The sequence below is a fragment of the Oceaniglobus sp. K40-3 genome, assembly GCF_055808395.1.
This window is the reverse complement of the sequence record NZ_CM147868.1, coordinates 58,449-82,816: the sequence shown is the minus strand read 5'-3', so window position 1 is coordinate 82,816 and position 24,368 is coordinate 58,449. Positions and strand designations below refer to the sequence as shown.

Below are 24,368 nucleotides of genomic sequence, written 5' to 3'. Positions count from 1 at the left end.
AGTAACCGATGGATCAGGAGCCAAACCGGCCAGCCAGGCGTTCCGCAACTCATCCGAGCCATCAAAAACCACGAAAACACCTCACCGAAGGTCAATTTTCACCTCCGCCAACTCGGCAAGGTGTTGCCGGAGAAACTTGTCCAGAACCTGCTCGGCCAGATGCGGTTCACACCCTAGATCAGCCGCCATATTTGCCGCGACGCGCGCGGGCCAGTTTTGCCAGGCGTCACGTTCACGCCGCGCCAGATCGAAAACCATCGCCGTGGCGCGGCTGCGGTCGATCAGCTCCTCCTTCATTTTCGCCAATTTCACCCGTGCGGTTTGGGCCTTGATCACCTCATTCGCCATGCGCGCCCGCAGAAATGACATCTCGCCGGTGGCCGCACCCGCCTCTGGGTCTTCGCCTGCATCGCGCAGGGTTTCGTTGACCGACTCCAGCGCCGCGCGAGGCACCGGTTTACGACCTGCCTCGGCCTGGGCAGCGACGGTCGAGGCAGCCGTGGCAATGCCCAGCGCCGTGGCGTTTGGCCCGCGCCGTTTGGACGGATCAGTCTGCGCCTCCCACTCCGCGTCGGCCTTGACTGGATCGATTGAGCCATCCGCCTCCACCGAGATCCGTCCGGTCTGCACAGCTTTGCCCACCGCCGTGTGACTGACACCCCGCTGCACTGCATATTGACGTCTGGAAATACCCATAAATTCTGTTAAGCCATTGTTTTACTTATATATTTATTGCATTTACGTTGCCTGCGCACCGCAAATTTGCGATACAGGTGTCAGCGAGAAACACCGGCAAGGAGCCAGGATCATGACACACCAGACCACAGCCACCGCCGCCTTCGCCGCGAAAAAGGCCGAAATCGATGCGCTCCTGACCCGCCTTCAAAACGCCAGCGACAATCACTTTGATACTGGCCCCGAGGCGGTAAACTGGGGCGACGTGGGCACGCTGGACCACATCGCCGCCCAGCTGACCGAGATTGCCACTTTCGCCAACGCGTGAGCCCCGGCGCCACCATCGGAACGGAACACATCGGCCAAAAGGCGCTCACCTCAGCCAGGGTCATGGGAACACTCGGAACATCCTGCCGCTTGCGTGGTTGATGCCCCATAGCAAAGAGGAGAGAATTCAATGTCCATTCTCAATATCAAACCATTGGCAGTCGCGGCGATGACCGCCTCTCTTGTGGCGCTTCCGGCCTTTGCAGAAACGCTGGAATACACCGCCGATCTGACTGCTGACGCAGAAGTTCCGGCAAACGACAGTGGCGCGACGGGAACCGCCGAGGTTACGGTCGATACCGATGCCAAAACTGTTTCATGGGTCGTCACCGTGTCCGATCTGACGGGTGATCCAACCGCAGCGCATATCCACGGGCCTGCCAGCGCGGACGAAAACGCACCGCCTGTCATCGACATGTCTGACGCAATCATGGAAGGCAGCGGAGACATCACCGACGCACAGCTCGATGAGCTCAAGTCAGGGATGTATTACGTCAATGTTCACACTGAACAGCATCCCGATGGTGAAATTCGCGGCCAACTCACCCCTGCGGAATAACCCACACTCATAAACGCACGCGCAATGTCACGACGCTGTGCGGTCGGGCGGCCCGAGATTTATCCGGCCGCCCGTTTGCTTTTCTTTGTAGCTTCAGGGATCACCATTTCAGTGGCGAAGGTGCCGCAAAACGATGTCTGCAATCAAAAACACCTAATCCAGCAACCCCGACAGATCAGCAGGACCGAAGGTCACCTCGCTCAACTTAGGTGAGCGCGTCGATTTGCGCCGCCCTGTTTTGGCTTCAGGTTCGGCCTCGCCCCCGCGCCGGTAGCGATCATAGACATTGCGTATAATCGTGCGGTTGTCCTGGGATCGGCCCGATTCATCCCACAGCGCATCGAACCAGCCCTCGTAAAACGCCGCGATCTCAAGATCGACATCGATGTCGAACTGCTCGGTGCGCAGGTTCTTGTTCAGGTTCATGGACGACCGGAAAACCGCAGATCCGCGATCACCGGAAACCACAATCACCTTTGCATGCACCGACAGACACCGAAACGCGCCGGGCCCGAGCGCCTTGATCAACGGCCCGGCGAACTGTGGTGACTTTTCAAAGGTGCCGCGATCCAGCAGCATCCGAATATCGGTGATACGCCCCGACACCTTGATTTGCGCCGCCCGTTGCGCGTCGTAAAGCCCGGTTGTCCAGGTCGAAACCCGCACCACCGCAGGGCCAAGCTGGTCGACCATATGCTCAAGAGCATCGACCGCCGAGAACTGCCCGGCGGTGACTCCGGTCACCCGCACGCCCGGCGTAAGCGCCCCGATGGTTTGCGCCGCTGTCGCGGTGCGATGCGCGACCTTGCGCGTGTTTCCGTTTGAGTATCGAAGCGCGCGGGCCTTCTTTCCTTCAGCCATGGATCACGCCGCCGCCGATAGGTTGCGCAGCTCTTCGAAGGTGCGCCCGTCACCGGCCAAAACCGCCTGCCGCCCGGTCAGCTTTTCCCAACGCGCCACAATCACGTCCGCGAATTTTTCCTCCAACTCCATCAGATACGCCCGGCGCCCGGTCTTTTCGCAGGCGATGAGGGTGGAGCCTGACCCGCCAAAGGGATCAACCACGCTATCGCCCCGCGACGTGCTATTGCCCAGCATTTGCGAAATCAGCGCGACCGGCTTCATCGTGGGGTGTTCGCCGTTTCGGCCCGGTTTGGCGAATCGCAACACCGAACCCTCAACGGATTCGATAGCCAGATTTTCACCCGATACCGACACGACCTGACCGCCGATATCCAACTGAATCGAGCCATCGGGCATAACGCGAACCGCCTCGCCAGCATCATCGAAAACCGTGGTTTTCGCCCGACCGCCATACCAGCGATGGGCAGCCCCGGCTTTCCAACCATAAAGGATCGGTTCATGGCGCCATTGATAGTCGGAACGGCCCAAAACGAGGCTGGGCTTCACCCAAACCAGGCACCCTGACAACTTGAACCCGGCATCGCGAAATGCGCCGCGAAAATTGAAACCCTCGGTGTCGGCATGGGCCACATAGATCGGCCCGCCCTTTTTCATGACCGACGCCGTGGTCAGGAAGGCAGAGGTCAGAAATTTGCGGAAATCGCCATCGCCCATGGAATCGTTCTGGATTTTTCCGGCCGATCCTTCGTAATCGACGTTATAGGGCGGATCGGTCCAGCAGGCGCACATGCAGGCGCCATCGACCAGCGCCTCCATATCGACCCGCTCGGTGCTATCGCCACACATGACCCGGTGCGCACCCAACTCCCAGATCCAGCCGCGCTGCGAGACAGGGCGCACCGGCAGATCAGGAATGAAATCAGGATCGCCCGGTGCGGCCGGTGAATCGCCCGGCTCTTCGCCATCCAGGCCCGAAAGAACCTGGGCTAATTCGTCCTCACCGAAGCCGGTCAGCGACAGGTCGAAATCCATATCCTGAAGCGAGGCCAGCTCGCGCCGCAGCAAATCCTCATCCCAGCCCGCATTTTCGGCGATCTTGTTATCGGCAATGACGAGTGCCCGACGCTGGGCTTGCGACAAATGCGCCAGCTCGATTGCAGGCACCTCATCCAAGCCGAGGCTTTGGGCCGCCAACAACCGGCCATGGCCTGCGATGATGACATCGTCAGAGCCGACCAAGATCGGATTGGTGAAACCAAATTCGGAGATCGAAGCTGCAATCTGAGCGATTTGCCATTCGGGATGGGTCCGCGCATTTCGAACGTAAGGGACCAGGCGCGCGGTCGGGATCATCACGATTTGCAAAGGGAAGCTCCGAAAAAAATGCCCAACTGCCGAAGCAGCCGAGCATCTGTGAGGTGGTTTGAGACAGTGAGCGAAGGAACGGGCAGTAGAAAAATCAGGTGGCAACCCGGCAACCCAAAGGTGGCAACCCAACTGGAAACCCAAGGTGGAAACCCAACTGGAAACCCAAGGTGGAAACCCAGAAAAAACATTTGACACTAGCGGTTTAGCGCGCAATGCCACCCGTATACGTTTGCACCCCAGGGGGGAACCAAGGCCAGGGGGAGTGGAGTTTGCCACCCTCACCATGCGCCGATGATATCGTCTTTATGGGCTGAACCGGCCCTTTATGTCGCGCCAAAAGTTCAACGGCTTCTGACAGATGAACCACGGATCGACGCGCGCCTTACATTTCAATGCAGAGATCGATGTCAACCCCAACACTACAGGATCGCGTCTGAGCCATGGTAGTTTTCAGTTTCATACCAACGGCTTAGGATGGACTGCAAACTGAATAGGCGCACAGCTCTCCCTCGTCGCGCACCTCACGAACAAACCGACAAAAAAATTCGCGCCGCTGTTCGCGGCTGGCCCGGCACCGCTATTGTTCCGTGCGCCGCGCCGACAGACCGGTGCCCAATCAGGGCGCATCGACGTCACCTTCAAGCGGCAACTGCCCGGCGCGCATCGCACCCTCGACTGAGTGACCCGCATTCTTGGCCGACCTGACTGCCTTGGCACGCGCACCAGGCTTGGAGCGATTGAGATGGTTGGAAATCGTGTGCAGCGACGCGACCCAGCGGCGCCATGCGGTCTGGCGCACCACGCCCACAGCGATGCCAACCTGACGCCACCGGCGTCCCTCGGCCCGCAACCAGACGATCTTTGCATCATCAGGGCTGAGAAAACGTAACCATTCAAGTGCTTCCTCCATGCGCTGGATCTCGGCCGCGTTGGGCACCACCCGCATCCGAGCCTCGCCATAGCCATAGGCGTGCTTTGCCTCATACACATACTCTGGCCAGGATGACCCATAGCCCTTTGGCCCCGATCCAGGTGGATTGGGCATGCGCCGCAAGGTCAGCGCCGCCTCCTCAAGCCGATCTTCGATGGTTTCAACAGATAGCTTCATTTCAGGACTCCTCAGTAAACGCCGATCCTGCGCAGCTGTTCAGCCGTCACAAGGTTTCGACCGATCAGCTCATCCCGCTGGGTGTTCGTCACCGCGCTGGATGGCAGGTACAAATTCCGGTTGATCCGATCCGCCAAGATTTCGAGGGCTGAGCCCCCGGCACGCGCAGCTTTCTCAGCAGACGGTCCAGCGCCGGATCCGAGCCGCAGCCGTCGATGATGTGCCTCGCGGATCGCAGCGGTAAAATAATCCCAGGTTCGCAAACGTGTCGTTCGCACCCGCGCCGTTTTTTTCCGGATCACCGGTAGCACATCAAGGTCAAGGTCATACCCCGCCTCAAGCCAGCCTTTCACCACGTCCCGAGATTTGCGGATCTCCATCCGCGACGCTTCCGCCAGACCTGGCCCCGCAACAGCGAGACACGCCGCTTCCGAATGGCGATCTTCGCGCGCAGCAGTAATTACAGGTTGGCTTACAGGGTTAGTGTGCCAATCTGACACAAGGTCTGTGCCACCCTTGTCACAAGCCCTTGTGCCAGCCGTGTCACTAGCCCCTTGTGCCAAATTGGCACAGGGCATTTGCGCAAAGCCATTCTCGAACCCCAGGAAATAGCGTGTCGAAAGATTGCTTTTGGTGTGCGGGCAATACCGCCGCTGACGCCGGATCAGGCCCAACCTTTCCAATTCGTCCAAGTGCCGGTTTACCGACCGCCGCGACAATTCCGCGTCCAAGGCCAGCTGACCTTGCGAAGGGAAACAGCCGTAATCCGGATTGTGGCGATCCGCCAGAATGACCAGCACACGCCACACCGGAGGCGACAGGCCGCGCTGCTCAAACGCCCAGTTTGTCGCCTTATGGCTCATGCGAAACCGCCTCTCTCGACCACATCACAAACCCCTGACATTGCGGCATGGTATGCCGTGCAACTTCAGCGCCGCATGGGCATCGTCAATCGAGCGCACCAGCGCCCAACCAAAGCCCTGAGCGATCACCAAATCCGCGAACGTTTGTTGTGACGCAGACAGCCGCCCGGTTCGCGATTTCACCTCGATGAACAGCACCCGCCCACCGGAAATCACCACCAGATCGGCAAAGCCAGGATGCACGCCCATGCCGACCAGGATCGCCTGACGCTGCTTTGCCTTCGCGCTATCCCCGGTCACTTCATTTGCAGAGTGATGCACGATTGAACCGGCTGGCAGGACCAACCGCAAAAACCGAACCACCTCGCGCTGGATGTCCGCTTCTGGAACACCGCGCTTGTGCCGCGATGCGCTGGGCTTGACCTGAACCGCCATCAGACCGTTTCCTTCCTGAGGATCTGCAGTGGATACAGAGACTCCAGCCTCGGACAATCTGACCGGCCCAGAAATGGACACCAAGACCGATGCCCAGCGCCGTCAGCCGCGATAGGCTGGTGGCAATCCGCACACCTCGACGAAATATGAGGCGCTGGGCACACCAACAGATACCGGCGACGCTCCAACTTGTGCGCTGATTTCAGCAGCATCACATCTCGCACAACTCCCATTACAGCCGCGCAGTGCGCGTCAGGCGGGACACGATGGCCTCCATCATGTCGATGCGCCGATCCGCTTCCTGCTGTGTCATGCGCCCTGACCGCACCCATTTAGGATAGGTCCGCCGTCGCAAAAACGACTCGCGCTGTGCCTCCTTAATCAGTTCCTGAATTGCGAACCGTGGCGCCCCAATTTGACGATCAGACATCCGACACCTCCCCGAATGATTTCGACAGGGCCGTGAGCAAAGACTTTCGACTTTCTTTGGAGAACCCCCGTGGGCCCCACTCATGGGTCAGTGACCGACCACCCGGCATGTCCAACCTGAGGCGATGTGACGGCAAGAACCTATGCGACAGGTCATCGCTGGGCATGCTGATCGGCAGCCAAGGCCGCCCCCGGTAGAAATCGGCCTCTGCCGACAGTTCAGCGCATGGCCCAGCCTGCTCAAAAAACCGGACCATGATCGTCTCGTCCGGATCATCACCGGCCCAAACCTGTACGAACCACCACCGGTCACGGCCGGAAATATCCGCTCGAAGGAAACCAAACGGGCTCGCCAGTCTCCTCAGGGTGAAATGGCAAGAGATAGGTGTTCGACAAATCCATCATGCGCCCACCCGCCCGACCTTGCGCCGTGGGCGTTCAGGATTGCGCGTTCTGGATGCATGTTGTTCACGATCCCGAAGCCAATCGGCGACCGTGCCGCGCCGATACATGACCTTGCGCCCCAGGCGGACGCAGGCCGGGCCGGTTCGGTTGCTTTCCCACCGTGCCAAAGTGTCCACCGATACGCCCAACTGCGCCGCTAAATCAGCACGCGAAACCCAGTCAGCCAGAACGCCTGCTGCGCCATCCCCCGAGCCCGAATCTTGTCCACCCATTGCGAAACACCTCCATCAACGTGAAATCGTTGATCGAGACTTGCATGCTCAGGAGCCAGGCGCCGAGGCGCAAAGAGGCGCAACCTGCCGGTAGGTTTTGCCTCCAAAAATATGCTGATCCGAATCGTATTTCAGCGCGTCAAGCCGGTTCTTTATTTTTTTAACGCGGTATGTATAGGCCATATCAGATCGCAGAACGGCCAAACTCATTTTATTTTAATGGGTTAACTTTGGGCGCTGCGAAATTCTGAAGTTTCAAGACTCAACCGGGCTCAACGTGACCAATATCGCCCGAACCAAAAGAAAGACACGCCAGAGCAGAGTAGTGGAAAAAATGCCTCCTCCAAATCAAAAGGCATGAACCGCACGGAACAGGAATGACACATGATACAGACCGCGACCTCGTTTTTCACCATCACCGAGCTGAGCGCCAGGTGGCGGCTTAACATTTCTGAACTTGCAGGACTCGCCATTGATGACAAAATTTCAATCATCACCGGGATCGGACGGATCGAGACCGACAAGGGCTACCTGCAAGGGATGGTGGAACTTTACATCCCCGAGCTGTTGCCGATGTTCAGGAATGACAAAAGCGGGCCAACCAGGATGCCAGTGACCACGATCAGGCTTCCGCAATCCAGCGAATGGTGCCTCATCAACGATGAAAAGCAAAGTCTCGCGGTCGATTTTCAAGACCTCGTGGTAGAAGGCCACCAGGTGCGATCCGTGGAGGCAAAGCAAAGCATGCACCCGCCAGCACCGCTCCGAAATCTCGGAGGAAGGCCGACAGGCTATGACTGGGACTCATTCTGGCGCGCGATCACGATTCACGTCCATAAGGACGGCGCCCCTGCCACGCTGCGAGAATTCACCGACGTCGGTGCGAACTGGTTCGAAGGCCAGGGCAGCGCCGTCCCGAGCGACAGCGTCATCCGCAAAAGGCTCTCGCCGCTCTGGCATCAGTTGCGTGAGTGATCCGCAAGAGGGCGAAGTCGATGATCGAACACCGGGCCCGCATCAGGAAGAACCTGTCAGATGATGGGCCTAAACGCCCGACTTCTGACGCCTGAAGGTTGGAATCTCTTCGGTTTTACAAAAGCTCCCTGCGCGATAGCGGTCCATCGGCTTCGTTCTTGAGCAACATGTAAACCGGCTGCTCGTGACCCAAACCGCGCATATTTAGCGCAACTTGCTCTCAGAGTGTGACCATTCACGTAGGGCGGGGAGCGGACTTTCGCCGCGGGCGCGAACGGTAATCAATCTATTGGTCGAAAGCTGACATTCATGATAGCCAGACGCCTACAAATTTCAGATACAAGGGCTTATGCGTCATTCTAAGCATTTTACTCGTTGTAAACTGATAGCAGTAGATGAGTGCCTACCGAAAAATCCTTAGAATTTGTTCGCCAAAGCTGCAATCTCGGGCCCTGTAGCTTTTTTTGTAGACGATCCGACCCGATAGAACGCGTGATCGCCCACAAAGCTCATAGTTTTCTGAGCGGGAATTCGAATGCGCATAATCTCGAGCTCCTTGTAGGTCACCGTGTCGATGCAAGTGGAAACATCGTTTTTCAACGGCTCTGAAAGGTCAGAGTTAGATATGAAGTCTTCAAATTTTTTCTGGTAGGCGTCCATCTCGATGCCAAGCAATTTCGCTTCACGCTCGACACCGACGACGTTCACGTGGCGCACCCTCAACGGCTCCACGGCATCGAGAGCCGTGATCCGCTTTGCATGCTCGTCTCTATCCGCAATACCAACGTAGAGATAGCCATCGGCAGCCGGACCCAAATTTGCGATGCCACAAATCGTCTCAAGCATTACCTTGAAAATATTTGGGTCTTCACCTCGCTCATCGTCCAAGCGCAAGATACCTTGCTTGAACTCATAACGAGACGTTTCAGTTTTCGATCTTGCGATTGAATTTTCGAACTCAAGAATGAGCCCTGGGCCATGTGAAAAAGACGCCACATCGGATGCGACGAACCGATCGCGTATAAGCCCTTTGACGTGGTTTACATTGGTTTTGCGGTCTTTTGCCTTGGTCTGCTTCTGACCTACAGAGATTTTCTGAGCAATATTTGCAAGGTCATCCATTAACTCCACGTATAAATCAGGGTATTTTCCCTCTTTGACGATGAGATCGAAAAACGCCATGAATACCGCATAGAATGGTGATTTTTGCGAGTTTGATGTTGGAGTGGCATAAACCGTCGTTCGGAAGTGGTTTGCGGCTTCGCTACTGCCCTCGACGACAGCACGGAGCGCTGAAAATACGAGCTTCACCTCGGTTTGGAGCTTTTCTGTTCCGTAGGCATATAGTTTCTTGTTAATTTCTTTCGCGCTATCGCTCCCTGCAGCATACAATCCGTCCCGATATGCTCGTGAACCGTCGACCGGACTCCCATTAAGTATTGATGCACAGACGTCGATCATCATTTCCTCATCGTCGCTATCGCGCAATTCATTTGTGCGCATAATTCCTTGCCGACACCAGAAAATATCTTCAGCTTTCAATTTGTAGCCATGCGGATTTTTTTGAGTTTCGATGCTAATTTCGGGCATCTCGTACAGGGTCAGTTGCTCCTTAGAGACATCCCCCCTCAGCTCCGCCGATACTTCGCGAACCATATTTGCAAAAGGCGTGAGAACACCCGCTTGACGCCGCTCTTGGTCGCTCAGCTGCTTCCCTCCGGAATTGATCCGACCGAAAATATCTGTGATCCGAGCTTCATCTTCCCCGGAGAAAGCAGTGACGGCTAATTGATAGTCCAAAAAATCAGCGCATGCTTCGGGTGATATTCTTTCGATATCTTCGCCAAACGACAGAAAAAGACCTTGTTCGCAAGCTTGGCGAGTCATGTGGTAGTTCGTCCAAGTCGAAACATTTCCCATCGACTTCAAAGCCGTGCTCAATGAAGCTAAAAATGGCGTTTAGTCGCTGCATTCCGTCAATGATCTCAAGCGTAGGCGCTGTCGCACCATCAACGGTTGTTTTCTCCGCAAGTAGTATCAGTGGGATGGGGTAGTTGAGCATAATGCTGTCGATCAGCTTCACTTTCTCAGAGACAGTCCACACCAGTTTTCTTTGATATTGCCTGTTCACAATCAAGCGACCGTCACGATAGTCACGGTACATCGTCTGAATACTTAGACCTTTAGGTGATACTCCCAAGTTCGCCTCCATCACACCTGCTTGGCCGGACGATGAGGTGAACTACTCGGAAGTTCAACGCATTAATTGTAGGTGAAGTCGGATTCCCGAAATTGGAGCACAAATCATACAACACCCTATCGGTGCGGATGCCTGCTGTGCGGGCTGCGACCGCAGCATCTTGGTCAACTGACCCAAGGTCGGCTCTGGGCCGAAAGCCGCAATTACGACCTAGCTCATCGCTGCGTTGCAGCCAACTCAGACTTGAAAACTGAGAGCGGCGCAGAAAACTTGATCGCCAAACCGCCGTGCTGAGGAACTCGCGTGGTCGCTTGGACCATCTTCAAGCCGCGACCGACGCATTCAGGGTTCGTACAATCTGAATTATTTCGCGCGCCTGATTTCGGTCAAACACACCAGCAATCCCCAAGTCATCCATGTCTGTGAAAGGACTCTCGTAAAACGTTTCTGGCGCAATAAACCCACTTTCTGCAAGGCTGTCGATCACAAGGTCTAAGAATTCCGTTTGATCGCCGGTCAATTGATGCTGGACCACAAAATCGCTAAACGCGTCTTTCGCCGTTGATTTGTCCAACCCAGTCAGTGATCTTAAAAATAACCCAAGACCACCATCTTGCTTTAGTTGATTGAGCTGCCCTTCATCAGCTACCCTCTGGTCGCGCAAAATCGCCTCAAGTTCGCCGAGATCCTGTTTGGTGAGAGGCTCTCCACGTCGGACCTTAATCAGGGTGATATGATCGCGGTATTCTTCGACAAAGCGGCGCATCTTCATTTTAAAGCGCGCTTTATCTACGCCGCTACCAACGTCTGGCATTTTCACTTCGTCGCCAGCACCAATTTCGTCCTCAAAATCGGTAATAACAATGTTCCGCTCCTTGGGCTTGATCAGACCAACCAGGTCGCGCAGTCGTCGTCGTACGTTTTCCAGAATTTCAGGCGTAATTTCCGCCCAGAATTCATCTGTTTGAATGTCGAGGATCAGCTCCATTTCCTTCCCCACTAACGGGACGTTGGGCAACAGTTCAAGAGCTGAGGCGAACTGAATAATCCGCAGCTGAAGCCTGCCAAAGCCGCCTTCTTGCTTCAAGAGTTGCAACTGAGCATTCAGGATCAGCAGGTCAAATTGTTTGGCGGGCAACGCGCCGTCATCAAAGGCAGATGGAAGGCCAGCCACGTCCTCAATCAATGCCAGGCGTGCTTCGAGATCTAGGTCGTTCCAGTTGTCCCCTTTCTGAAATCTCTCGACGCTTCTGCGCTTTGCGCGAACAATGAAATTCTCAATGGGCATACCCAGAACCTCATCATGTAAACGCTTCTTTGTTTCTAGAATCAGGTCTGCATGTGTGTCGTCACTGTCTTGAAGAGCGTCGATCAGGTCGACGCGGGTAATGAACAATCGCTCACCGATTGGCTTGGCAGCTTGTCCGTCGGTGACGTTGGGGTTCTCCTTGAAGAATTCCAAGTTCTGACAGAAGTCAAAAATGATAAACTCCTGCTTGTCCTCGTTTGGACCGAACAGATCAGGGCGCAATCGCGTTCCCCGCCCGACCATCTGCCAAAATTTAGTTTTCGACCTGACAATCTTGAAAAAGACGAGGTTCACGACTTCGGGGATATCGATTCCGGTGTCCAACATGTCCACAGAAACCGCAATTTGCGGCATCTTTTCAGATTCCGAAAAGTCATCGATCAGCGACTGAGCATAGGAAACGGAATAGTCAATCAGGCGGCAAAAATCCAGCAAATAGGGATAGTTGACGTTGAAGCGATCAACGATGAATTGCGCATGTTTGCTATTCTTCGCAAATACAATCGTTTTCCCCAGGCGGTCGCCACCCGCAACTTTTATGCCGTTCCGCATCAGGTGCTCGAGCACCTTGTCGACGGTGTTCTTGTTGAACAGCCATTTGTTCAGCTCAGCGCTCTCAACGCGGTCGGGCACGTTGCCGTCCTCGTCCCACTCAAGTGCGTCCCATTCTTCCTTCTCTTCTTCCGTCAACTGATCATAATCAATCCCGTCTCTTTGAAACTTCAAAGGAACTGAGATCGTGGTCGGCGGAACAAGAAACCCGTCCGACACAGCATCGTCCAGATCGTAGGAATCGGTGGGAACACCCTTTTCCAACCCAAACAATGAATAGGTGTCCTTGTCGATTTCGTCCCGAGGCGTGGCTGTCAGACCAACAAGCAGGCAATCAAAGTATTCGAAGATCGCGCGGTATTTTCTGTAAACCGAACGGTGAGCTTCATCGATGACGATCAAATCGAAATGCCCAGGGCCAAAGCGTTTTACGCCGCCCTTCATCTCTTCGATCAGGCCCATCATGGTCGGGTAGGTCGACAAATAGACACGCGCGCCAGCGTGGTCGTTCTTCTTGGGATCATGCCGCTCGAGCAGGTTCGCACTCGGCGTAGCGCCCATTTGCGCCTTGAACACGCCGTGCGCTTGTTTGACCAACGCAATCCGATCCGCAAGGAACAGAACGCGCTTCACACGGTTGGCCCGCATCAGCTGGTCGATCAGTGCAATAACGGTCCGGGTCTTGCCGCTGCCAGTCGCCATGACCAGCAAGGCTTTGCGTTGCCGGTATTTTTCGAATGCCTCGCCCACCCGACGGATGGCGCGCTGTTGGTAATATCGGCCTGCTATTTCCGGATCCAGATCAACCTTGGCCAACGGCCGGACGTTGAGACGCCGCTGATGCAACAACTGCAACTCGTCTTTTTTCAAGAAGCCCGATATTTTGCGCGGCGGATAGGCGACGTCGTCCCAGATCCAATGCTCATAGCCGTTGGTTGTGAATATGACAGGCCGTCGTCCATAGACCTTCTCAAGGCAATCGGCATAAAGCTTGGCCTGCTGTTGGCCGGTGCGGCTGTCTTTTCTCGTGCGTTTGGCCTCGACCAGCGCCAGGGGTTTGCCGTCATCGCCCCAGAGCACGTAATCGACAAAGCCCTCACCGCTCTGGTTCGGCATTCCCTTCACCGGAAACTCGCGGTCGCGGGGGTGGTCCAGCGGCCAGCCTGCCTCGGTCAGCAGCAGGTCGATGAAACTGTCGCGGGTCTCGGCCTCGGAATAATCGTGATCGTCGGGGATCTTCTGGTTGGCCTTGCGGATCGCTGCGATTTCGGCGCGGGCGGCGGCAAGCTCGGTCTCGACGGCCTTCAACCCGTCCTCGGTGGTGCGGCGTGCGGCTTCGGCCTCATCGGCGCGTTTGTTGGCGGCTTTGACCTCGCCCTCGATCTTTTGGATTTGTGCGACCGTGCTGGCGCTGATGGTCAGGGATTTTTCCAGCTTGCCGATGTCAAAGGACAGCGCCGGGTCCGGCTTGGTATCGGTCGCATAGGTGCGGGCGATCCAATAACAGACGTGGAACAGCTCGCGCACCGTGGCGGCGGCATCTTGCGGTGTCAGGGGCTTGCCGCTGTCGTGGGCGGCGCGGTTGCCCTGATCCTTGATATAGCGCGCCTTGGTGGTGATGGCGGGGCCGGTCAGCGCCTCAAGGCTGGGTTCGGCAATCAGCGCGGCCAGCGTACGCTCATAGGGGTGGCGCAGGGCTGGGTCGCGGCGATAGAGCCATTTGAGTGCTGTTTCAAGCGTGAGGCGCGACCAGAAGCACGCCCCGCGCGGATCGGACAGGGCCAGCTTTTCCGCCTTTTCGGCGTGTTGTTTCAGATCGGCGAAATCAGCGGCGAGAAAGGCGAATTGGGTCATTGCGAAATTCCTGAGCTTGCAGGAGGTTAGGCCGGGGTATTCGTTTTCTCAACCTCTGAGTGAAGCGAGGTCAAAGTTCCCCGCGAAAGGCGCGGTGTTGGAGGGAGGCGAAGAGAGTTTCACAAGCTTGAAGGTGTGTTTTGGAAGCAAGTCGTGATTTCTGATGTGCCGCTATTCTGGCACCATATTCAAATTGCTGATGCTTAGACGGAATTACAACGGGCAGCTCACCAACTTGCTTTGCTGTTAATTGTTTAACTGCGGAACCTGATTGACCCTTATTCAACTCATGTTGGGTGCTATCCAGAGAAAGGAAATCCAACAAATATTGGGATGATATACCGTCTTTCGGTCGTATAATCATCATCTGAGCATTGATGAATCCAGTCTCGAATTCACAGTCAAAGATCGCAGCTTGACCCAGAGTTCCCCGAAGGGTGATGACAAGATCGCCGCGCTGCAATTTACCGCGAGAAAGCGAGGCGAACTTTTCCTCTGTGATGTGCAAAACTTTGTCCAACACAAGCCGCCAGTCGCGAATATTCTTAGTGCTTAGGAACAAAACACCACTGTCCTTCAAGTCATCCCCGCTTGGGTAATTTGAGGAGCGGTCTCCGTTGATTAGTTCAGCTACATCTGCCAGCTTTTTAACGCTTTCGTCAGGCACATCCCCAAACATCTCATGAAAGATCGCCTGTCCGAGGGTGTTGAGTTTGGCGAGGGCGCGGGTGCGGAGGCGGCGGAGCGCGTCCGCCTGATCCAATATCCCCGCAATCCGCTTCTGCTCCTCCAGCGGCGGGAGGGGGATTGTGTATGTGAGCAGCGGTGCTCGTGTGATCTGTGGCTGCGCCGCGCCGTTTATGACAGAGGTGAAGCCTTTATGTTCCAAGGCATATCTAAGGAAACGGAGATCGACTTTATCCTCATTCAGATCGTCCAGCGCCATCGCGTTTCCGGTTATATAGGACCGGGGTGGAACGACATTTATGGTTCCACACGTCGCACCGCGACACGTCACTGCAATCGTCGTTCTATCGTGTGTAAAATCCGAATAAAAGCCGATGGGGCCATTCGCACCATATACCACAAATCCCTCCTCAAGCAGTTCGCTTGAAGGGATAGTTTTGTGCTGTTTTGGCTTGCAGATGTCACCAAGCGCAACGGTTGGCCAAATCATCCCAACATCCCCTCCAACCGATTCAGCCCCTCGGCAATCTCGCCCTCCAGCGCGCGCAGTTCTGCGATGATCTCGGCGGGGGATTGGTGCTCTACCTCTTCATGCTCGATCTCTTTGTAGCGGTTCAGCGACAGATCCCATGATCCGGTGGCGATAATCTCAGACGCTGGCACCATAAAGCTTTGCGCGGTGCGGGGGCGGTCGGTTTCCCCCTCCAGTGCCTGCCAGCGGGTCAGGATATCGGGCAGGTTGTTCCTGGCGTGCTCGTCCCCGGTCAGCGGCATCTCGGGCACTGGGCCGAGCTTGGCCTCGTCCAACAGCGGCGTGCGCTTGTCATCAAGGCTCATGCCGTCGGCGGTCATGTCATAGAACCACACATCGCCGGTGCCGCCCACGCCGGTCTTGGTGAACACCACGATGGCGCAGGACACACCGGCATAGGGGCGGAACACGCCCGAGGGCATTTTGATGATCGCATCCAGCTTGTGATCCTCGACCAGCATCTTGCGGATGTCTTTATGCGCCTTGGAGGAGCCAAACAGCACCCCATCGGGCACAACCACCGCCGCCCGCCCACCGGTGCGCATGAGGCGCAGGAACAGCGCCATAAACAGCAGTTCGGTCTTTTTGGTTTTGACGATCTTCAGCAGGTCTTTGGACGTGGTGTCATAATCCAGCGATCCGGCAAAGGGCGGGTTGGCAAGGATCAGGGAATAGCGGCCTTCATCCGCGCCGTGTTCCTCGGCGAGGCTGTCGCGGTAGGAGACATCAGGGTTTTCCACGCCGTGCAGCGTCATGTTCATCGCGCCGATCCGCAGCATGGTGCTGTCGAAGTCAAAGCCGTGGAACATGTCGTTGTGGAAATGGTCGCGCTGTTCCTTGTCGCGCAGCATCTTCGGGTGATGATCACGCAGGTATTCGCCCGCAGCCACAAGGAAGCCGCAGGTGCCCACGGCCGGATCGCAGATGGTATCTTGCGGGGTCGGCGCCATGAGGTTGACCATCAGCTTGATGATATGGCGCGGCGTGCGGAACTGGCCATTCTGGCCCGCGCTGGCGATCTTGCCCAACATGTATTCAAACACATCGCCCTTGGTGTCGCGGCCCTCCATTGGGATGTCGTCGAGCATCTGCACAACCTTGGCGAGCAGGTTCGGGTTTGAAAACCCCAGCCGCGCGTCCTTCATATGGGTGCCATAAGACGATCCTTCTTCGCCCATCTGGCGCAGAAAGGGGAAGACATGCTCATCCACGATGCGCATCATCTCGCGCGCCTCGAAGTTCTTGAAGCGGGACCAGCGCAGGTTGTCGTAGGGCTCGCCCTTGTCGTCCGCGCCATCAGGCAAAATGCGGCGCTGCATCGGAATGCCAAGGTCTTCGGATTTGCGTTCCTCAACCGTATGCAGGTCATCCAGGCGCTTGATGAACAGCAAAAAGGTGAGCTGTTCGATAACCGAAAGCGGGTTTGAGACGCCGCCAGACCAAAATGCATTCCAGATTTGGTCGATTTGCGAACGGATGGAGCCTGTTATCATGGGTAAACGCCTGTTTTTTCATTCGCAAATGATAGTCTGGGTTCCCGAGGAAAGGCAATGCGCGGGGGGTGTTTTGAATTGGGCTTATCTGGCTATCATGCTGCGCCCTATTGCCAATGTCTCTCTCGGTGGCCCGCACTGCTGCATCCCGATGATAAGGTCAAGGTCTGCAATGAGCTGATCGTGTCGTTCAATTTGTAATCGGCCACATTGTACCCGTGGTACCAGGTCAGTTATCGCTGCCACCAACAACGCGCGGCCGAACCCGCATCGCAGCAGCCACCGCATCCACACCGGCCCGCAAGGGATTGTCTGCTAAATGGGCATACCGCTGTGTCGTTCGCATTTGCGTGTGTCCAAGCAGCTTGCCAATCATTTCGAGAGACGCGCCGCCGCTAACCAACAGGGAAGCGAAGGTGTGCCGCAGATCGTGGACGCGAACGTTGCGCAGCCCGGCCTCGTTCTGGATGGTTGACCAGAACCGGCGAATGTCTTGGACCGGCTGATCCTTTAGTGTGCCGTCCGGATTTTCGGCATCGCCAGGAAACAGCCAGACCGAGCCGCGCGGCACCGCCGCCCGTCGCTGCCGCACAAGCACCGCGACGTCGCCGGAAATTGGCACGCGGTGGATCCGGCGCTGTTTGGTGTTGGCCGCAGGCTTTGACCACACAAGCCTTTCGAGATCGAACTGATCGAACTGGGCGGTCCGAACCTCACCAAGCCGCGCGCCGGTCAACATGCACAGACGGATCACACCTGCGGAACGTTGATCTTCAGCGGCAAGCAAGGCATCACCCAGCCGCGATATTTCGCTGGCTGAAAGAAAACGTTCACGTTCAGTTTCCATGCGGCGCCGAAACCCCTCGGCGGGGTTGTCAGTGCGCATTTTCCAGACAACCGACAGATTGAACATCTTGCGCAACACCTCACCAACCCGGTTGGCACGGATCGGCGTCGGCTTGGCTGGCTTCAGGGCGCCACGCCGGGTTTTGGGCCGTTCTTTGGCGGGGCGAGCGCGACCTTCGGCAATCAGCGTCAACAGCCGATCAACGTCAAAAGGCTCAATCTCGGTGACAAGCCGCTTTGACCAATGAGGCAAAATCAGCTTGCGCATCATCGATTCTTGGTCTGCGGTATTGCGCGGTGCAAGATGCGCCGCATGTTCCTCCAGATATCGAGCGGCAAGATCGGCGATCCGTGGTGCCGTTCGCGCCTCATCCCGCTCCAGCGCAGGATCGACACCGACCTCAACCAGGCGCCGGAACTCGCGCGCCCGTTCCCGCGCCTGCTTTACCGACCATTCAGGCCAGCGACCTATGGTCAGCCGCCGCCGCCGTCCAGACACGAAGTAATCCATGGCAAAAGACTTGGCGCCGGATGCCTGCACCTTCAAACACAGGCCGACCACCTGCTCGTCAAACACATGAAAGACCCGGCCAATCGAATCGGCCCCCCGCACCACTTTTTCAGTTAACAGAACACGCTGTGCCAAACCGCTCTCCTTTTCAACACCACCATGCTTCATTGGTTTGAAGCCGGTTCAAGTCGGTAATCCGACGTTGCGGTGAGGATGCAGCCAGGCATGATGCGGCGCCAAGTCAGGGAACGCCCGAACACGGCGCAATCGTTTCGATGGGTTACGCCGCACGATATGGCCACAGACGAGTGAAGATGGGGAGATGCGCGGCCAGAATCCCAGTCACGACCCAGTCACGGTCAGCGCGCCATTTCAACGCATATTCACCCGGCGCGGTGCAATCCTGTGCGGTTGAGTGCAGACAAGTCAGCTTTTACAATCAAGAGGTTGGGAGGAAAGCCATATGTTTTCAATATCTTAGGGAATCCCATTTCTTAGGCTCATAACCTGAAGGTCGTAGGTTCAAATCCTACTCCCGCAACCAAAAAACTACGCCAAATCAAATGCTTAAAGCCCGACCTAATCAGTCGGGCTTTTGCTTGCGCAAAACGTGTCAACGCCATGTCAACGTTTGGCGAGTCGCACGCGCAGAGGATGCGAAAACGACCCTTCCGCCAGCGTTGAAGCCATCGCCTGTAACTGGTATATGACTCAGTCATACCATGGAGGCGTAGATGACCGTCAAAACCACTCTCAGCTTTACCGACCGACATCACCACTTCCTCGCGGAAAAGGTGGGTCAGGGCGTGTTCGCCACACAGAGTGCTGCAGTCGCGGCCGCGCTTGAACAGATGATGCAGGATGAGCAGGAACGTGACGTGGCCCTCGCTGCCCTCACGCAGGAAATCCGCGCCCGGATGGAAACGCCGCGTTCGGCGTTCATCGACCAGGACGATGCGTTTGCAGCTGCCCGTGCCACCATCGGGACAGCGCAGGGCGCGTGAATTACCGCATCCGGTTCCATCCACTTGTCGCGCGTGACCTTGATGCCATCGCGCACTGGATCCTCGACTATGTGGGGCCCGATGCGGCCGCCCGAAAGCTGGGCGAGATTGAGGCGGCCATCGCCACGTTGAAGGCCACGCCGCACAAGGGGAGCCTGCGTGATGAGATCGCCCCTGGTCTGCGGGCCATTCCGGCAGGCCGTGATTGCCTTTGTAGTTGATGATGACCAAAGGCAGGTTCTGATTTACGCTGTCACCTATGGCGGTGCCGATTGGGCCATGCATAGCAGCGCGCGCGTCCGTTGACAGTCTTGGCCTAGACCGGACTCTCGTGGACGGCGCAGCTAACGGCAGCAGCGAGCGCAGAGTGACGGATGCTGCGCTGTCGACGAATGCCTGGTCTCCTGGTCTGGCAAAAAGTGCCGGAGGTTCGTCAACTTTGGCCCGATGTTTTGGGCAAGGGTCAGGAAGGCGCTTGCAGTCATGCTGCGGCTGGCCGACCTTTTGGCTTTCCTCGACTTATTGGCCCGGAGGTGAAGGCATTGCCGCACGCAGCGCGTCTTCGTCGACGCCAAGGATTTCTGCGACTTCGGCCAAGTCGGCGGTGCGCCCGCCCGCATCATTCAACGTCTGTATCAACGTTTCCACGCTGATGCCCAACGTCTCGGCGGTGGCGTCGAAGTTCGGTTGCATCCCGCCACCACCCTGCCGGTCAGCTCCTATGCCCGTCGCAGCGGTGGTGGCAAAGTTGTCCTGCGCCACCACGCCAACAAGGCACTTGGGCAGATTCGGGAAACCTTCGGAGGCGTGGTAGTGATAGGTTTCGACCCCGTCGATCATGCCGATATGACCGCCACAAGCGTCAAGTCCTTCGGGGGCGGTGCCGTCCGCCTCAAGACTGCCGAACATGGCAAAGCCGTCGAAGGCATAACCGAACTGCGCGCTTGCGTCTTGCGTCAGGGCGCAATCGGCGGCGACACCGGCGGCTTCAAGCGGCGTGTCGATGTCGGTGGCTGTGGCGTGCCAGTGATACCAACCGCCCGGGTCGATATGACCGCCGCAGACGTCCAGCGCGGGCATTTGCCCGGTCACCAGAACCGAAGGCGCATCTGCGAAGATCGGGACGCCGTCCAGCGCGACACCGACCGTTGCCACGGTGCCAAGATCGGTCGGCCTCTCCGCCATCACCGGATCAACAGGCAGGCGCATCGTGATGACGACGCTGTCGTCCTGCGAGGCCATCAGGCAGGTGTGGTCCGCATCGGGGCGCTGGCCCGAACCGGGATCGCTGATGGCGATATCGCCATTCTCGTCGTAGAACTGGTAGCCCTGCGCGGCCAGCATCTCGAAGAACGCACGATCAAGCTGGTAAACCCCGGCATTCTCGCCGTCCCAGTCCCAGATGCCACCAGTCTCGTCGAGGTTGGTCGGGCAGAACGGACCAATCTCCAGCGTCTCGGGCTTGTAGGCAACGGCAAACTCATAGCATTGCGCTTCGGTGCCGTCCTGGAGTGTGCATTCGACCGTTGCGGGCTCTTGCAGAAATGCTGTCTGCTCAAATTGCGTAACGTCCGGGTGAGCCAGAGCCAGACTCGGAACGAGTAGCATTGGGGTTGCGAGGATCATTCGGGAAAGTTTCATGTGCCGGTTTCCAGTTCTGAAGGTGTCTTGGGTGCAGCCGTGCCGGGCACATGCCCGCCGAGGCGGTCGCGCAAGGCGCGGGTAAGATCGGCAAGGTGAGCCGCGTTTTCAGCGCCGATGCGCTCTTCAATGAATTGGTCGATGTCGCGCCATGCGGCGTGAATGTCTGCCAACAGCCCACGTCCGCGATCTGTGAGCCGCAAAACATGGGCGCGGGCTTCCTTGGGGTCGGTTTCGCGCGTGATGAACCCGGCCTCGATCAGGCGGGCGGTCATTGTGCTCATGCTGGACGGAGCGACACCAAACTCTTGGGCGAGGCGGACCTGAGAGGCCGGTTCCATCCGCGCAAGAGCATCAAGCGTTCGTGCCTGACGCGGCAGAACGTCTATCCTGGCCAAACGCTGACGCAATTCATCTTCCACAAGGGCAGCGGAATGAAGAAGGAGATGAAGTTTGAATTTGTGAGTTGTCATGCGAACAGTTCGTATGCTAACTAATGACTGAACGCAAGGACCTTTTGCGGGTCGATGAAACGCGGGAGGGTACGCCATGACACATTCCAGCCAGGCGATCGAGAAACGGGTCGGATTGCCCAGGTCACGATATACCGAAGTCGCCGTGATCTCGGCGACCGTCGCAATCCTGTGGATCGCATCGAGCTGGTGCTACTACGCGCTGGTGGACGCCTTGTCGCTGAATAGCGGCTACAACGATGCCCCGATCCTCTTTGCAGTCTTTTACCTCGTTTGGAGCGGTATCGCCCTGGGCCTCTTTCGCTCGGTGCTGGATCTCCACGCAACCCCGAGGCGGATCGTGGGTCATGTAGTCGCGCTTGCGCCGATCATGCTGATCTACGCCTTTTACGTCACCGTTCTCTTGCCGCTTCTCCCCGACGTCTCAATCGTTCGTGCGCCCGCGAACCCACCGGAGTTCATGTTCGCGTCCGTGTGGTATTACGTGCCTAAATCCATAGACATTCTGTTCCAGCAGATACTTATTGCGGCCATGATCCTCGGTGCCCACCGTGCCGGTATGCCCCTGCGCGTGATGTCTGTCGGGTTGGCGGTCCTTTTCGGCAGCTTGCATCTGTTGCTGATCTTCGATGGCATGACTGCGCTTTACGTCACCCGGTTCACCATCGCGGCCACGACGTTCGGTCTGTTGCTGCCCTATCTCTACCTGCGCACTCGCAACGGCTTCCGCTGGGCCTACGGGTTACATTGGTCATTCTATGCCGTAGATGCGACAGTGACGCATCTATTGCTGGCCGTGCCGCCATGGATGATGTGAATCACACTGCAATCTGGCTGCCTTCCCAATTGACTGGGTTCACGAAAAAGCGCTTAGAGCGGTCCTTGGCGCAGATATAGCGAACGCCCGCAAAGTCCGCTCTTTTTCAGTTAGACCAAGACGCAGCGAAGTGCAGCTATTCGAGCCGTAGAAATCTGATGCACGTATATTCCGACCGGGCAGAGTTTGGCCCAATCCTCATACGCACGCTCGAGCCTGATCGCGCATCACGGCATAATCGCCGAGCATCCGGATAACGACCGCATCTTGTGGCAGCGCCTCGATCTCGGTTGCTGTGCGGGCCTGATCTCTGTTGCTGTATTGCACAATGGCCGGACAAAGAGCCCGTGCGTCAGAACTGCCCATCGCGCAGCCGCTCAGCCAGAGCATCGCGATCAGCAGGACGACGGCTGGCAGCGTCCAGCATCCGGCGTTGGATTTCATGGTTTTTCTCCGATGACGAAAGGCGCTCGGCCAGCCGCCCCGCGCGTTCACTTGCACGGCGAAGGTTGAGCAAGAACAGGAAGATAGTAACCGCCGCCAGCAAGATGCCCAGCGCATTGCGGGCCACACCGCGGGCAAGGATTGTAGCGATCCAGCCGATCATCGCTGGCCCCGTTTCCAATCATCGATCTTGGCATGGATGGCGACGGCGATGCCTATCAGCGCCACGGCGATGAACACCCAGCGCGGGGTGTCGAGATAGGGCACCAGCGGCAGGATTGCGGATTGGGTTTCGGCCAGGACCTCTTGCGCCAATTCGACACCGGCCGCTCCGATGGTCGCCACGCCCGCAGCGCCACTGCCCTTCATGGTGCGGCTTTCGGCCAGCACTTCGCGCGCGGGCGGCGTTTCGGCCGCGAAGGGTAACGCGCGCGCCGGGAAACGTGCGCCCCACTGCCGGGGCGGTCCAAGATCGACATGGATAAATTCAGAGTGCGGGTAGAAGCCAAACCCGAGGAAGCCGACAGCGCGAGCAGCCGCTTTGAAAGCTACAGGGTCGTGGTTTGACATGGCGATATCAAAGGCTGCCCCCTCCATGTGCTTTGATCTGACCGCGCCGCCCACAGCGCGATTGTGTTCCGGGCTGCGATAGGCCGAGCGCAGGATCAGTGGCTTTCCAAGCCGGTCGCGCAGGGCCTGCAGTTTGTCGAGGGCGGAGGCATTGATCAACAGCTTGCCGGTGCCGCGGCAGGCGATCTCGGCCGGGGAAAAGTTGCGCCAGCGCCAGGCATCCTTGGGCACATCGCGCCAATGGCGGTAAAGTTTCGTGGTCATCTTGTTCTCCAAAAATGAAAAACCCGCCACTTGGGCGGGTTCCAAGGTCAGGACCCATTGATTTCGACGTGGCGGCATGATTCACAGTTTCGAAAAACGAGCGGTGAACATGTCTGATCTTTTCTGGCTAACTGATGCGCAGATGGCGCGTCTTGAGCCCTTCTTCCCCAAGTCCCACGGCAAGCCACGCGTTGATGATAGGCGTGTCCTGAGTGGTATTATCTTCATTAATCGTAACGGCTTACGATGGCGTGATGCACCCAGAGAATACGGGCCTCATAAGACCCTCTACAACCGTTGGAAGCGGTGGAGCGACAAGGGCATTTTCGCTCGGATGATGGTCGGCCTAGCCGCCAAACATCGTGAAGAGAAGACCGTGATGATCGACGCGACCTACCTGAAGGCACACCGCACGGCGACCAGTTTGGGCGTCAAAAAAGGGGCGCGGACGCCTGATTGGCCGGACCAAAGGCGGTATGAACACGAAGCTGCACGCCATCTGCGACAGCCAAGGCCGACCGCTCAACCTGTTCGTCACCGCCGGTCAGGTCAGCGATTACATCGGCGCACGGGCGCTCGTGAGCAGCCTGCCTAGGGTCGACTGGCTGCTCGGCGACCGTGGTTATGACGCGGATTGGTTCAGAGAAGCGTTGAAAGACAAAGGGATACGCGCATGCATCCCTGGTCGGAAACAGCGGAAGAAAACGGTGACGGACAGGTGCGACGCTACAAACGCCGAAACCGGATCGAGATCATGTTCGGCAGGCTGAAAGATTGGCGACGCGTTGCGACCAGATACGACAGATGCCCAAAGGTATTCTTGTCTGCAATCGCCCTCGCGGCACTCGTCATTTACTGGCTATGAGGCCTGACCCTAAGGGAAAATAGTCG

General features: G+C 57.2%; 24 protein-coding genes and 2 pseudogenes. 7 read left to right on the top strand and 19 right to left on the bottom strand.

Features of this window, described 5'->3' with window-relative positions:
- Positions 1–81: 81 nt before the first annotated feature.
- Positions 82–696 (bottom strand): elements of external origin, encoded by a 615-nt coding sequence (locus AC0L7P_RS00465; RefSeq protein ID WP_473434019.1) that lies wholly within the window; start codon positions 694–696, stop codon positions 82–84.
- Between the two features lie 112 nt (positions 697–808).
- Between AC0L7P_RS00465 and AC0L7P_RS00460 the strand changes: the two genes are divergently transcribed.
- Both AC0L7P_RS00460 and AC0L7P_RS00455 read left to right on the top strand, forming a co-directional pair.
- Entirely contained in the window at positions 809–1,003 is a 195-nt protein-coding gene (locus tag AC0L7P_RS00460) for a hypothetical protein (RefSeq protein WP_473434018.1), read from the top strand.
- 129 nt (positions 1,004–1,132) lie between these two features.
- Complete coding sequence (locus AC0L7P_RS00455) at positions 1,133–1,561, top strand: CHRD domain-containing protein (RefSeq protein WP_473434017.1); 429 nt, start codon at positions 1,133–1,135, stop codon at positions 1,559–1,561.
- Positions 1,562–1,714: 153 nt separating this feature from the next.
- Here AC0L7P_RS00455 and AC0L7P_RS00450 read toward each other — a convergent pair whose 3' ends face one another.
- The 7 genes from AC0L7P_RS00450 to AC0L7P_RS00420 form a co-directional block, all read right to left on the bottom strand.
- Entirely contained in the window at positions 1,715–2,422 is a 708-nt protein-coding gene (locus tag AC0L7P_RS00450; protein WP_473434016.1) for a phospholipase D-like domain-containing protein, read from the bottom strand.
- A gap of 3 nt (positions 2,423–2,425) precedes the next feature.
- Positions 2,426–3,778, bottom strand: coding sequence for a site-specific DNA-methyltransferase (locus tag AC0L7P_RS00445; RefSeq protein ID WP_473435508.1), 1,353 nt, complete (start codon positions 3,776–3,778; stop codon positions 2,426–2,428).
- A gap of 631 nt (positions 3,779–4,409) precedes the next feature.
- A complete protein-coding gene (locus AC0L7P_RS00440) occupies positions 4,410–4,901 on the bottom strand; it encodes a DUF6362 family protein (RefSeq protein ID WP_473434015.1) in 492 nt (163 codons plus the stop codon).
- Between the two features lie 11 nt (positions 4,902–4,912).
- Positions 4,913–5,764 carry a helix-turn-helix domain-containing protein gene (locus tag AC0L7P_RS00435; protein ID WP_473434014.1) on the bottom strand — a complete coding sequence of 284 codons (852 nt, stop codon included), beginning with the start codon at positions 5,762–5,764 and terminating at the stop codon, positions 4,913–4,915.
- A 24-nt stretch (positions 5,765–5,788) separates the two neighbouring features.
- A complete protein-coding gene (locus tag AC0L7P_RS00430; RefSeq protein ID WP_473434013.1) occupies positions 5,789–6,199 on the bottom strand; it encodes a VRR-NUC domain-containing protein in 411 nt (136 codons plus the stop codon).
- 232 nt (positions 6,200–6,431) lie between these two features.
- Entirely contained in the window at positions 6,432–6,629 is a 198-nt protein-coding gene (locus tag AC0L7P_RS00425; RefSeq protein WP_473434012.1) for a hypothetical protein, read from the bottom strand.
- Between the two features lie 400 nt (positions 6,630–7,029).
- On the bottom strand, positions 7,030–7,305 hold the full coding sequence (locus tag AC0L7P_RS00420; protein WP_473434011.1) for a helix-turn-helix transcriptional regulator: 276 nt from the start codon (positions 7,303–7,305) through the stop codon (positions 7,030–7,032).
- Positions 7,306–7,689: 384 nt separating this feature from the next.
- Between AC0L7P_RS00420 and AC0L7P_RS00415 the strand changes: the two genes are divergently transcribed.
- Positions 7,690–8,280 carry a hypothetical protein gene (locus AC0L7P_RS00415; RefSeq protein WP_473434010.1) on the top strand — a complete coding sequence of 197 codons (591 nt, stop codon included), beginning with the start codon at positions 7,690–7,692 and terminating at the stop codon, positions 8,278–8,280.
- Between the two features lie 417 nt (positions 8,281–8,697).
- On the opposite strand, the gene AC0L7P_RS00410 is transcribed toward AC0L7P_RS00415, so the two are convergent.
- The 7 genes and pseudogenes from AC0L7P_RS00410 to AC0L7P_RS00380 all read right to left on the bottom strand — a co-directional run.
- Positions 8,698–10,167 carry an AlbA family DNA-binding domain-containing protein gene (locus AC0L7P_RS00410; RefSeq protein ID WP_473434009.1) on the bottom strand — a complete coding sequence of 490 codons (1,470 nt, stop codon included), beginning with the start codon at positions 10,165–10,167 and terminating at the stop codon, positions 8,698–8,700.
- The gene (locus tag AC0L7P_RS00405; RefSeq protein WP_473435507.1) at positions 10,085–10,444 is read right to left on the bottom strand and encodes a DUF262 domain-containing protein; all 360 of its coding nucleotides are present in this window, start codon (positions 10,442–10,444) and stop codon (positions 10,085–10,087) included. Before AC0L7P_RS00405 ends, AC0L7P_RS00410 begins: the two co-directional genes overlap by 83 nt.
- Before the next feature lie 358 nt (positions 10,445–10,802).
- Positions 10,803–14,195 carry a DEAD/DEAH box helicase family protein gene (locus AC0L7P_RS00400; RefSeq protein ID WP_473434008.1) on the bottom strand — a complete coding sequence of 1,131 codons (3,393 nt, stop codon included), beginning with the start codon at positions 14,193–14,195 and terminating at the stop codon, positions 10,803–10,805.
- A gap of 70 nt (positions 14,196–14,265) precedes the next feature.
- The gene (locus tag AC0L7P_RS00395; RefSeq protein ID WP_473434007.1) at positions 14,266–15,372 is read right to left on the bottom strand and encodes a restriction endonuclease subunit S; all 1,107 of its coding nucleotides are present in this window, start codon (positions 15,370–15,372) and stop codon (positions 14,266–14,268) included.
- On the bottom strand, positions 15,369–16,907 hold the full coding sequence (locus AC0L7P_RS00390; protein WP_473434006.1) for a type I restriction-modification system subunit M: 1,539 nt from the start codon (positions 16,905–16,907) through the stop codon (positions 15,369–15,371). The genes AC0L7P_RS00395 and AC0L7P_RS00390 overlap by 4 nt, the downstream gene beginning before the upstream one ends.
- 229 nt (positions 16,908–17,136) lie before the next feature.
- On the bottom strand, positions 17,137–17,946 hold the full coding sequence (locus tag AC0L7P_RS00385) for a tyrosine-type recombinase/integrase (protein WP_473435506.1): 810 nt from the start codon (positions 17,944–17,946) through the stop codon (positions 17,137–17,139).
- 234 nt (positions 17,947–18,180) lie between these two features.
- Positions 18,181–18,432 (bottom strand): annotated as a pseudogene (locus AC0L7P_RS00380) (Arm DNA-binding domain-containing protein); the annotation flags it as partial.
- A 566-nt stretch (positions 18,433–18,998) separates the two neighbouring features.
- On the opposite strand from AC0L7P_RS00380, the gene AC0L7P_RS00375 reads away from it, so the two are divergent.
- Both AC0L7P_RS00375 and AC0L7P_RS00370 read left to right on the top strand, forming a co-directional pair.
- Positions 18,999–19,268, top strand: a complete 270-nt coding sequence (locus AC0L7P_RS00375; RefSeq protein WP_473434005.1) for a hypothetical protein — start codon at positions 18,999–19,001, stop codon at positions 19,266–19,268.
- On the top strand, positions 19,265–19,489 hold the full coding sequence (locus AC0L7P_RS00370) for a type II toxin-antitoxin system RelE/ParE family toxin (RefSeq protein WP_473434004.1): 225 nt from the start codon (positions 19,265–19,267) through the stop codon (positions 19,487–19,489). The genes AC0L7P_RS00375 and AC0L7P_RS00370 overlap by 4 nt, the downstream gene beginning before the upstream one ends.
- A 298-nt stretch (positions 19,490–19,787) precedes the next feature.
- Here the strand turns inward: AC0L7P_RS00370 and AC0L7P_RS00365 are convergent, their stop codons facing one another.
- Both AC0L7P_RS00365 and AC0L7P_RS00360 read right to left on the bottom strand, forming a co-directional pair.
- Positions 19,788–20,909, bottom strand: coding sequence for a YHYH protein (locus tag AC0L7P_RS00365; protein ID WP_473434003.1), 1,122 nt, complete (start codon positions 20,907–20,909; stop codon positions 19,788–19,790).
- Complete coding sequence (locus AC0L7P_RS00360) at positions 20,906–21,250, bottom strand: MarR family winged helix-turn-helix transcriptional regulator (RefSeq protein WP_473435505.1); 345 nt, start codon at positions 21,248–21,250, stop codon at positions 20,906–20,908. Before AC0L7P_RS00360 ends, AC0L7P_RS00365 begins: the two co-directional genes overlap by 4 nt.
- Positions 21,251–21,458: 208 nt before the next feature.
- Between AC0L7P_RS00360 and AC0L7P_RS00355 the strand changes: the two genes are divergently transcribed.
- Positions 21,459–22,199: a hypothetical protein gene (locus AC0L7P_RS00355; RefSeq protein WP_473434002.1), complete on the top strand. Its 741-nt coding sequence runs from the start codon at positions 21,459–21,461 to the stop codon at positions 22,197–22,199.
- A 352-nt stretch (positions 22,200–22,551) separates the two neighbouring features.
- Here the strand turns inward: AC0L7P_RS00355 and AC0L7P_RS00350 are convergent, their stop codons facing one another.
- Both AC0L7P_RS00350 and AC0L7P_RS00345 read right to left on the bottom strand, forming a co-directional pair.
- Positions 22,552–22,806: a hypothetical protein gene (locus tag AC0L7P_RS00350; RefSeq protein WP_473434001.1), complete on the bottom strand. Its 255-nt coding sequence runs from the start codon at positions 22,804–22,806 to the stop codon at positions 22,552–22,554.
- Positions 22,803–23,477 carry a YcbK family protein gene (locus tag AC0L7P_RS00345; RefSeq protein WP_473434000.1) on the bottom strand — a complete coding sequence of 225 codons (675 nt, stop codon included), beginning with the start codon at positions 23,475–23,477 and terminating at the stop codon, positions 22,803–22,805. The genes AC0L7P_RS00350 and AC0L7P_RS00345 overlap by 4 nt, the downstream gene beginning before the upstream one ends.
- Positions 23,478–23,586: 109 nt before the next feature.
- On the opposite strand from AC0L7P_RS00345, the pseudogene AC0L7P_RS00340 reads away from it, so the two are divergent.
- A pseudogene (locus AC0L7P_RS00340) lies at positions 23,587–24,342 on the top strand (IS5 family transposase).
- The last annotated feature ends 26 nt before the right edge of the window (positions 24,343–24,368 follow it).

Bases quoted from the DNA above. Each gene is read 5' to 3' on its own strand.
- AC0L7P_RS00345 (WP_473434000.1), bottom strand. From the start codon at position 23,477: ATGACCACGAAACTTTACCGCCATTGGCGCGATGTGCCCAAGGATGCC.
- AC0L7P_RS00430 (WP_473434013.1), bottom strand. From the start codon at position 6,199: ATGGCGGTTCAGGTCAAGCCCAGCGCATCGCGGCACAAGCGCGGTGTT.
- AC0L7P_RS00410 (WP_473434009.1), bottom strand. From the start codon at position 10,167: ATGACTCGCCAAGCTTGCGAACAAGGTCTTTTTCTGTCGTTTGGCGAA.
- AC0L7P_RS00365 (WP_473434003.1), bottom strand. From the start codon at position 20,909: ATGAAACTTTCCCGAATGATCCTCGCAACCCCAATGCTACTCGTTCCG.
- AC0L7P_RS00450 (WP_473434016.1), bottom strand. From the start codon at position 2,422: ATGGCTGAAGGAAAGAAGGCCCGCGCGCTTCGATACTCAAACGGAAAC.
- AC0L7P_RS00455 (WP_473434017.1), top strand. From the start codon at position 1,133: ATGTCCATTCTCAATATCAAACCATTGGCAGTCGCGGCGATGACCGCC.
- AC0L7P_RS00395 (WP_473434007.1), bottom strand. From the start codon at position 15,372: ATGATTTGGCCAACCGTTGCGCTTGGTGACATCTGCAAGCCAAAACAG.
- AC0L7P_RS00375 (WP_473434005.1), top strand. From the start codon at position 18,999: ATGACCGTCAAAACCACTCTCAGCTTTACCGACCGACATCACCACTTC.
- AC0L7P_RS00415 (WP_473434010.1), top strand. From the start codon at position 7,690: ATGATACAGACCGCGACCTCGTTTTTCACCATCACCGAGCTGAGCGCC.
- AC0L7P_RS00440 (WP_473434015.1), bottom strand. From the start codon at position 4,901: ATGAAGCTATCTGTTGAAACCATCGAAGATCGGCTTGAGGAGGCGGCG.
- AC0L7P_RS00355 (WP_473434002.1), top strand. From the start codon at position 21,459: ATGACACATTCCAGCCAGGCGATCGAGAAACGGGTCGGATTGCCCAGG.
- AC0L7P_RS00400 (WP_473434008.1), bottom strand. From the start codon at position 14,195: ATGACCCAATTCGCCTTTCTCGCCGCTGATTTCGCCGATCTGAAACAA.
- AC0L7P_RS00445 (WP_473435508.1), bottom strand. From the start codon at position 3,778: ATGATCCCGACCGCGCGCCTGGTCCCTTACGTTCGAAATGCGCGGACC.
- AC0L7P_RS00420 (WP_473434011.1), bottom strand. From the start codon at position 7,305: ATGGGTGGACAAGATTCGGGCTCGGGGGATGGCGCAGCAGGCGTTCTG.
- AC0L7P_RS00465 (WP_473434019.1), bottom strand. From the start codon at position 696: ATGGGTATTTCCAGACGTCAATATGCAGTGCAGCGGGGTGTCAGTCAC.
- AC0L7P_RS00390 (WP_473434006.1), bottom strand. From the start codon at position 16,907: ATGATAACAGGCTCCATCCGTTCGCAAATCGACCAAATCTGGAATGCA.
- AC0L7P_RS00460 (WP_473434018.1), top strand. From the start codon at position 809: ATGACACACCAGACCACAGCCACCGCCGCCTTCGCCGCGAAAAAGGCC.
- AC0L7P_RS00425 (WP_473434012.1), bottom strand. From the start codon at position 6,629: ATGTCTGATCGTCAAATTGGGGCGCCACGGTTCGCAATTCAGGAACTG.
- AC0L7P_RS00405 (WP_473435507.1), bottom strand. From the start codon at position 10,444: ATGTACCGTGACTATCGTGACGGTCGCTTGATTGTGAACAGGCAATAT.
- AC0L7P_RS00360 (WP_473435505.1), bottom strand. From the start codon at position 21,250: ATGGAACCGGCCTCTCAGGTCCGCCTCGCCCAAGAGTTTGGTGTCGCT.
- AC0L7P_RS00350 (WP_473434001.1), bottom strand. From the start codon at position 22,806: ATGATCGGCTGGATCGCTACAATCCTTGCCCGCGGTGTGGCCCGCAAT.
- AC0L7P_RS00435 (WP_473434014.1), bottom strand. From the start codon at position 5,764: ATGAGCCATAAGGCGACAAACTGGGCGTTTGAGCAGCGCGGCCTGTCG.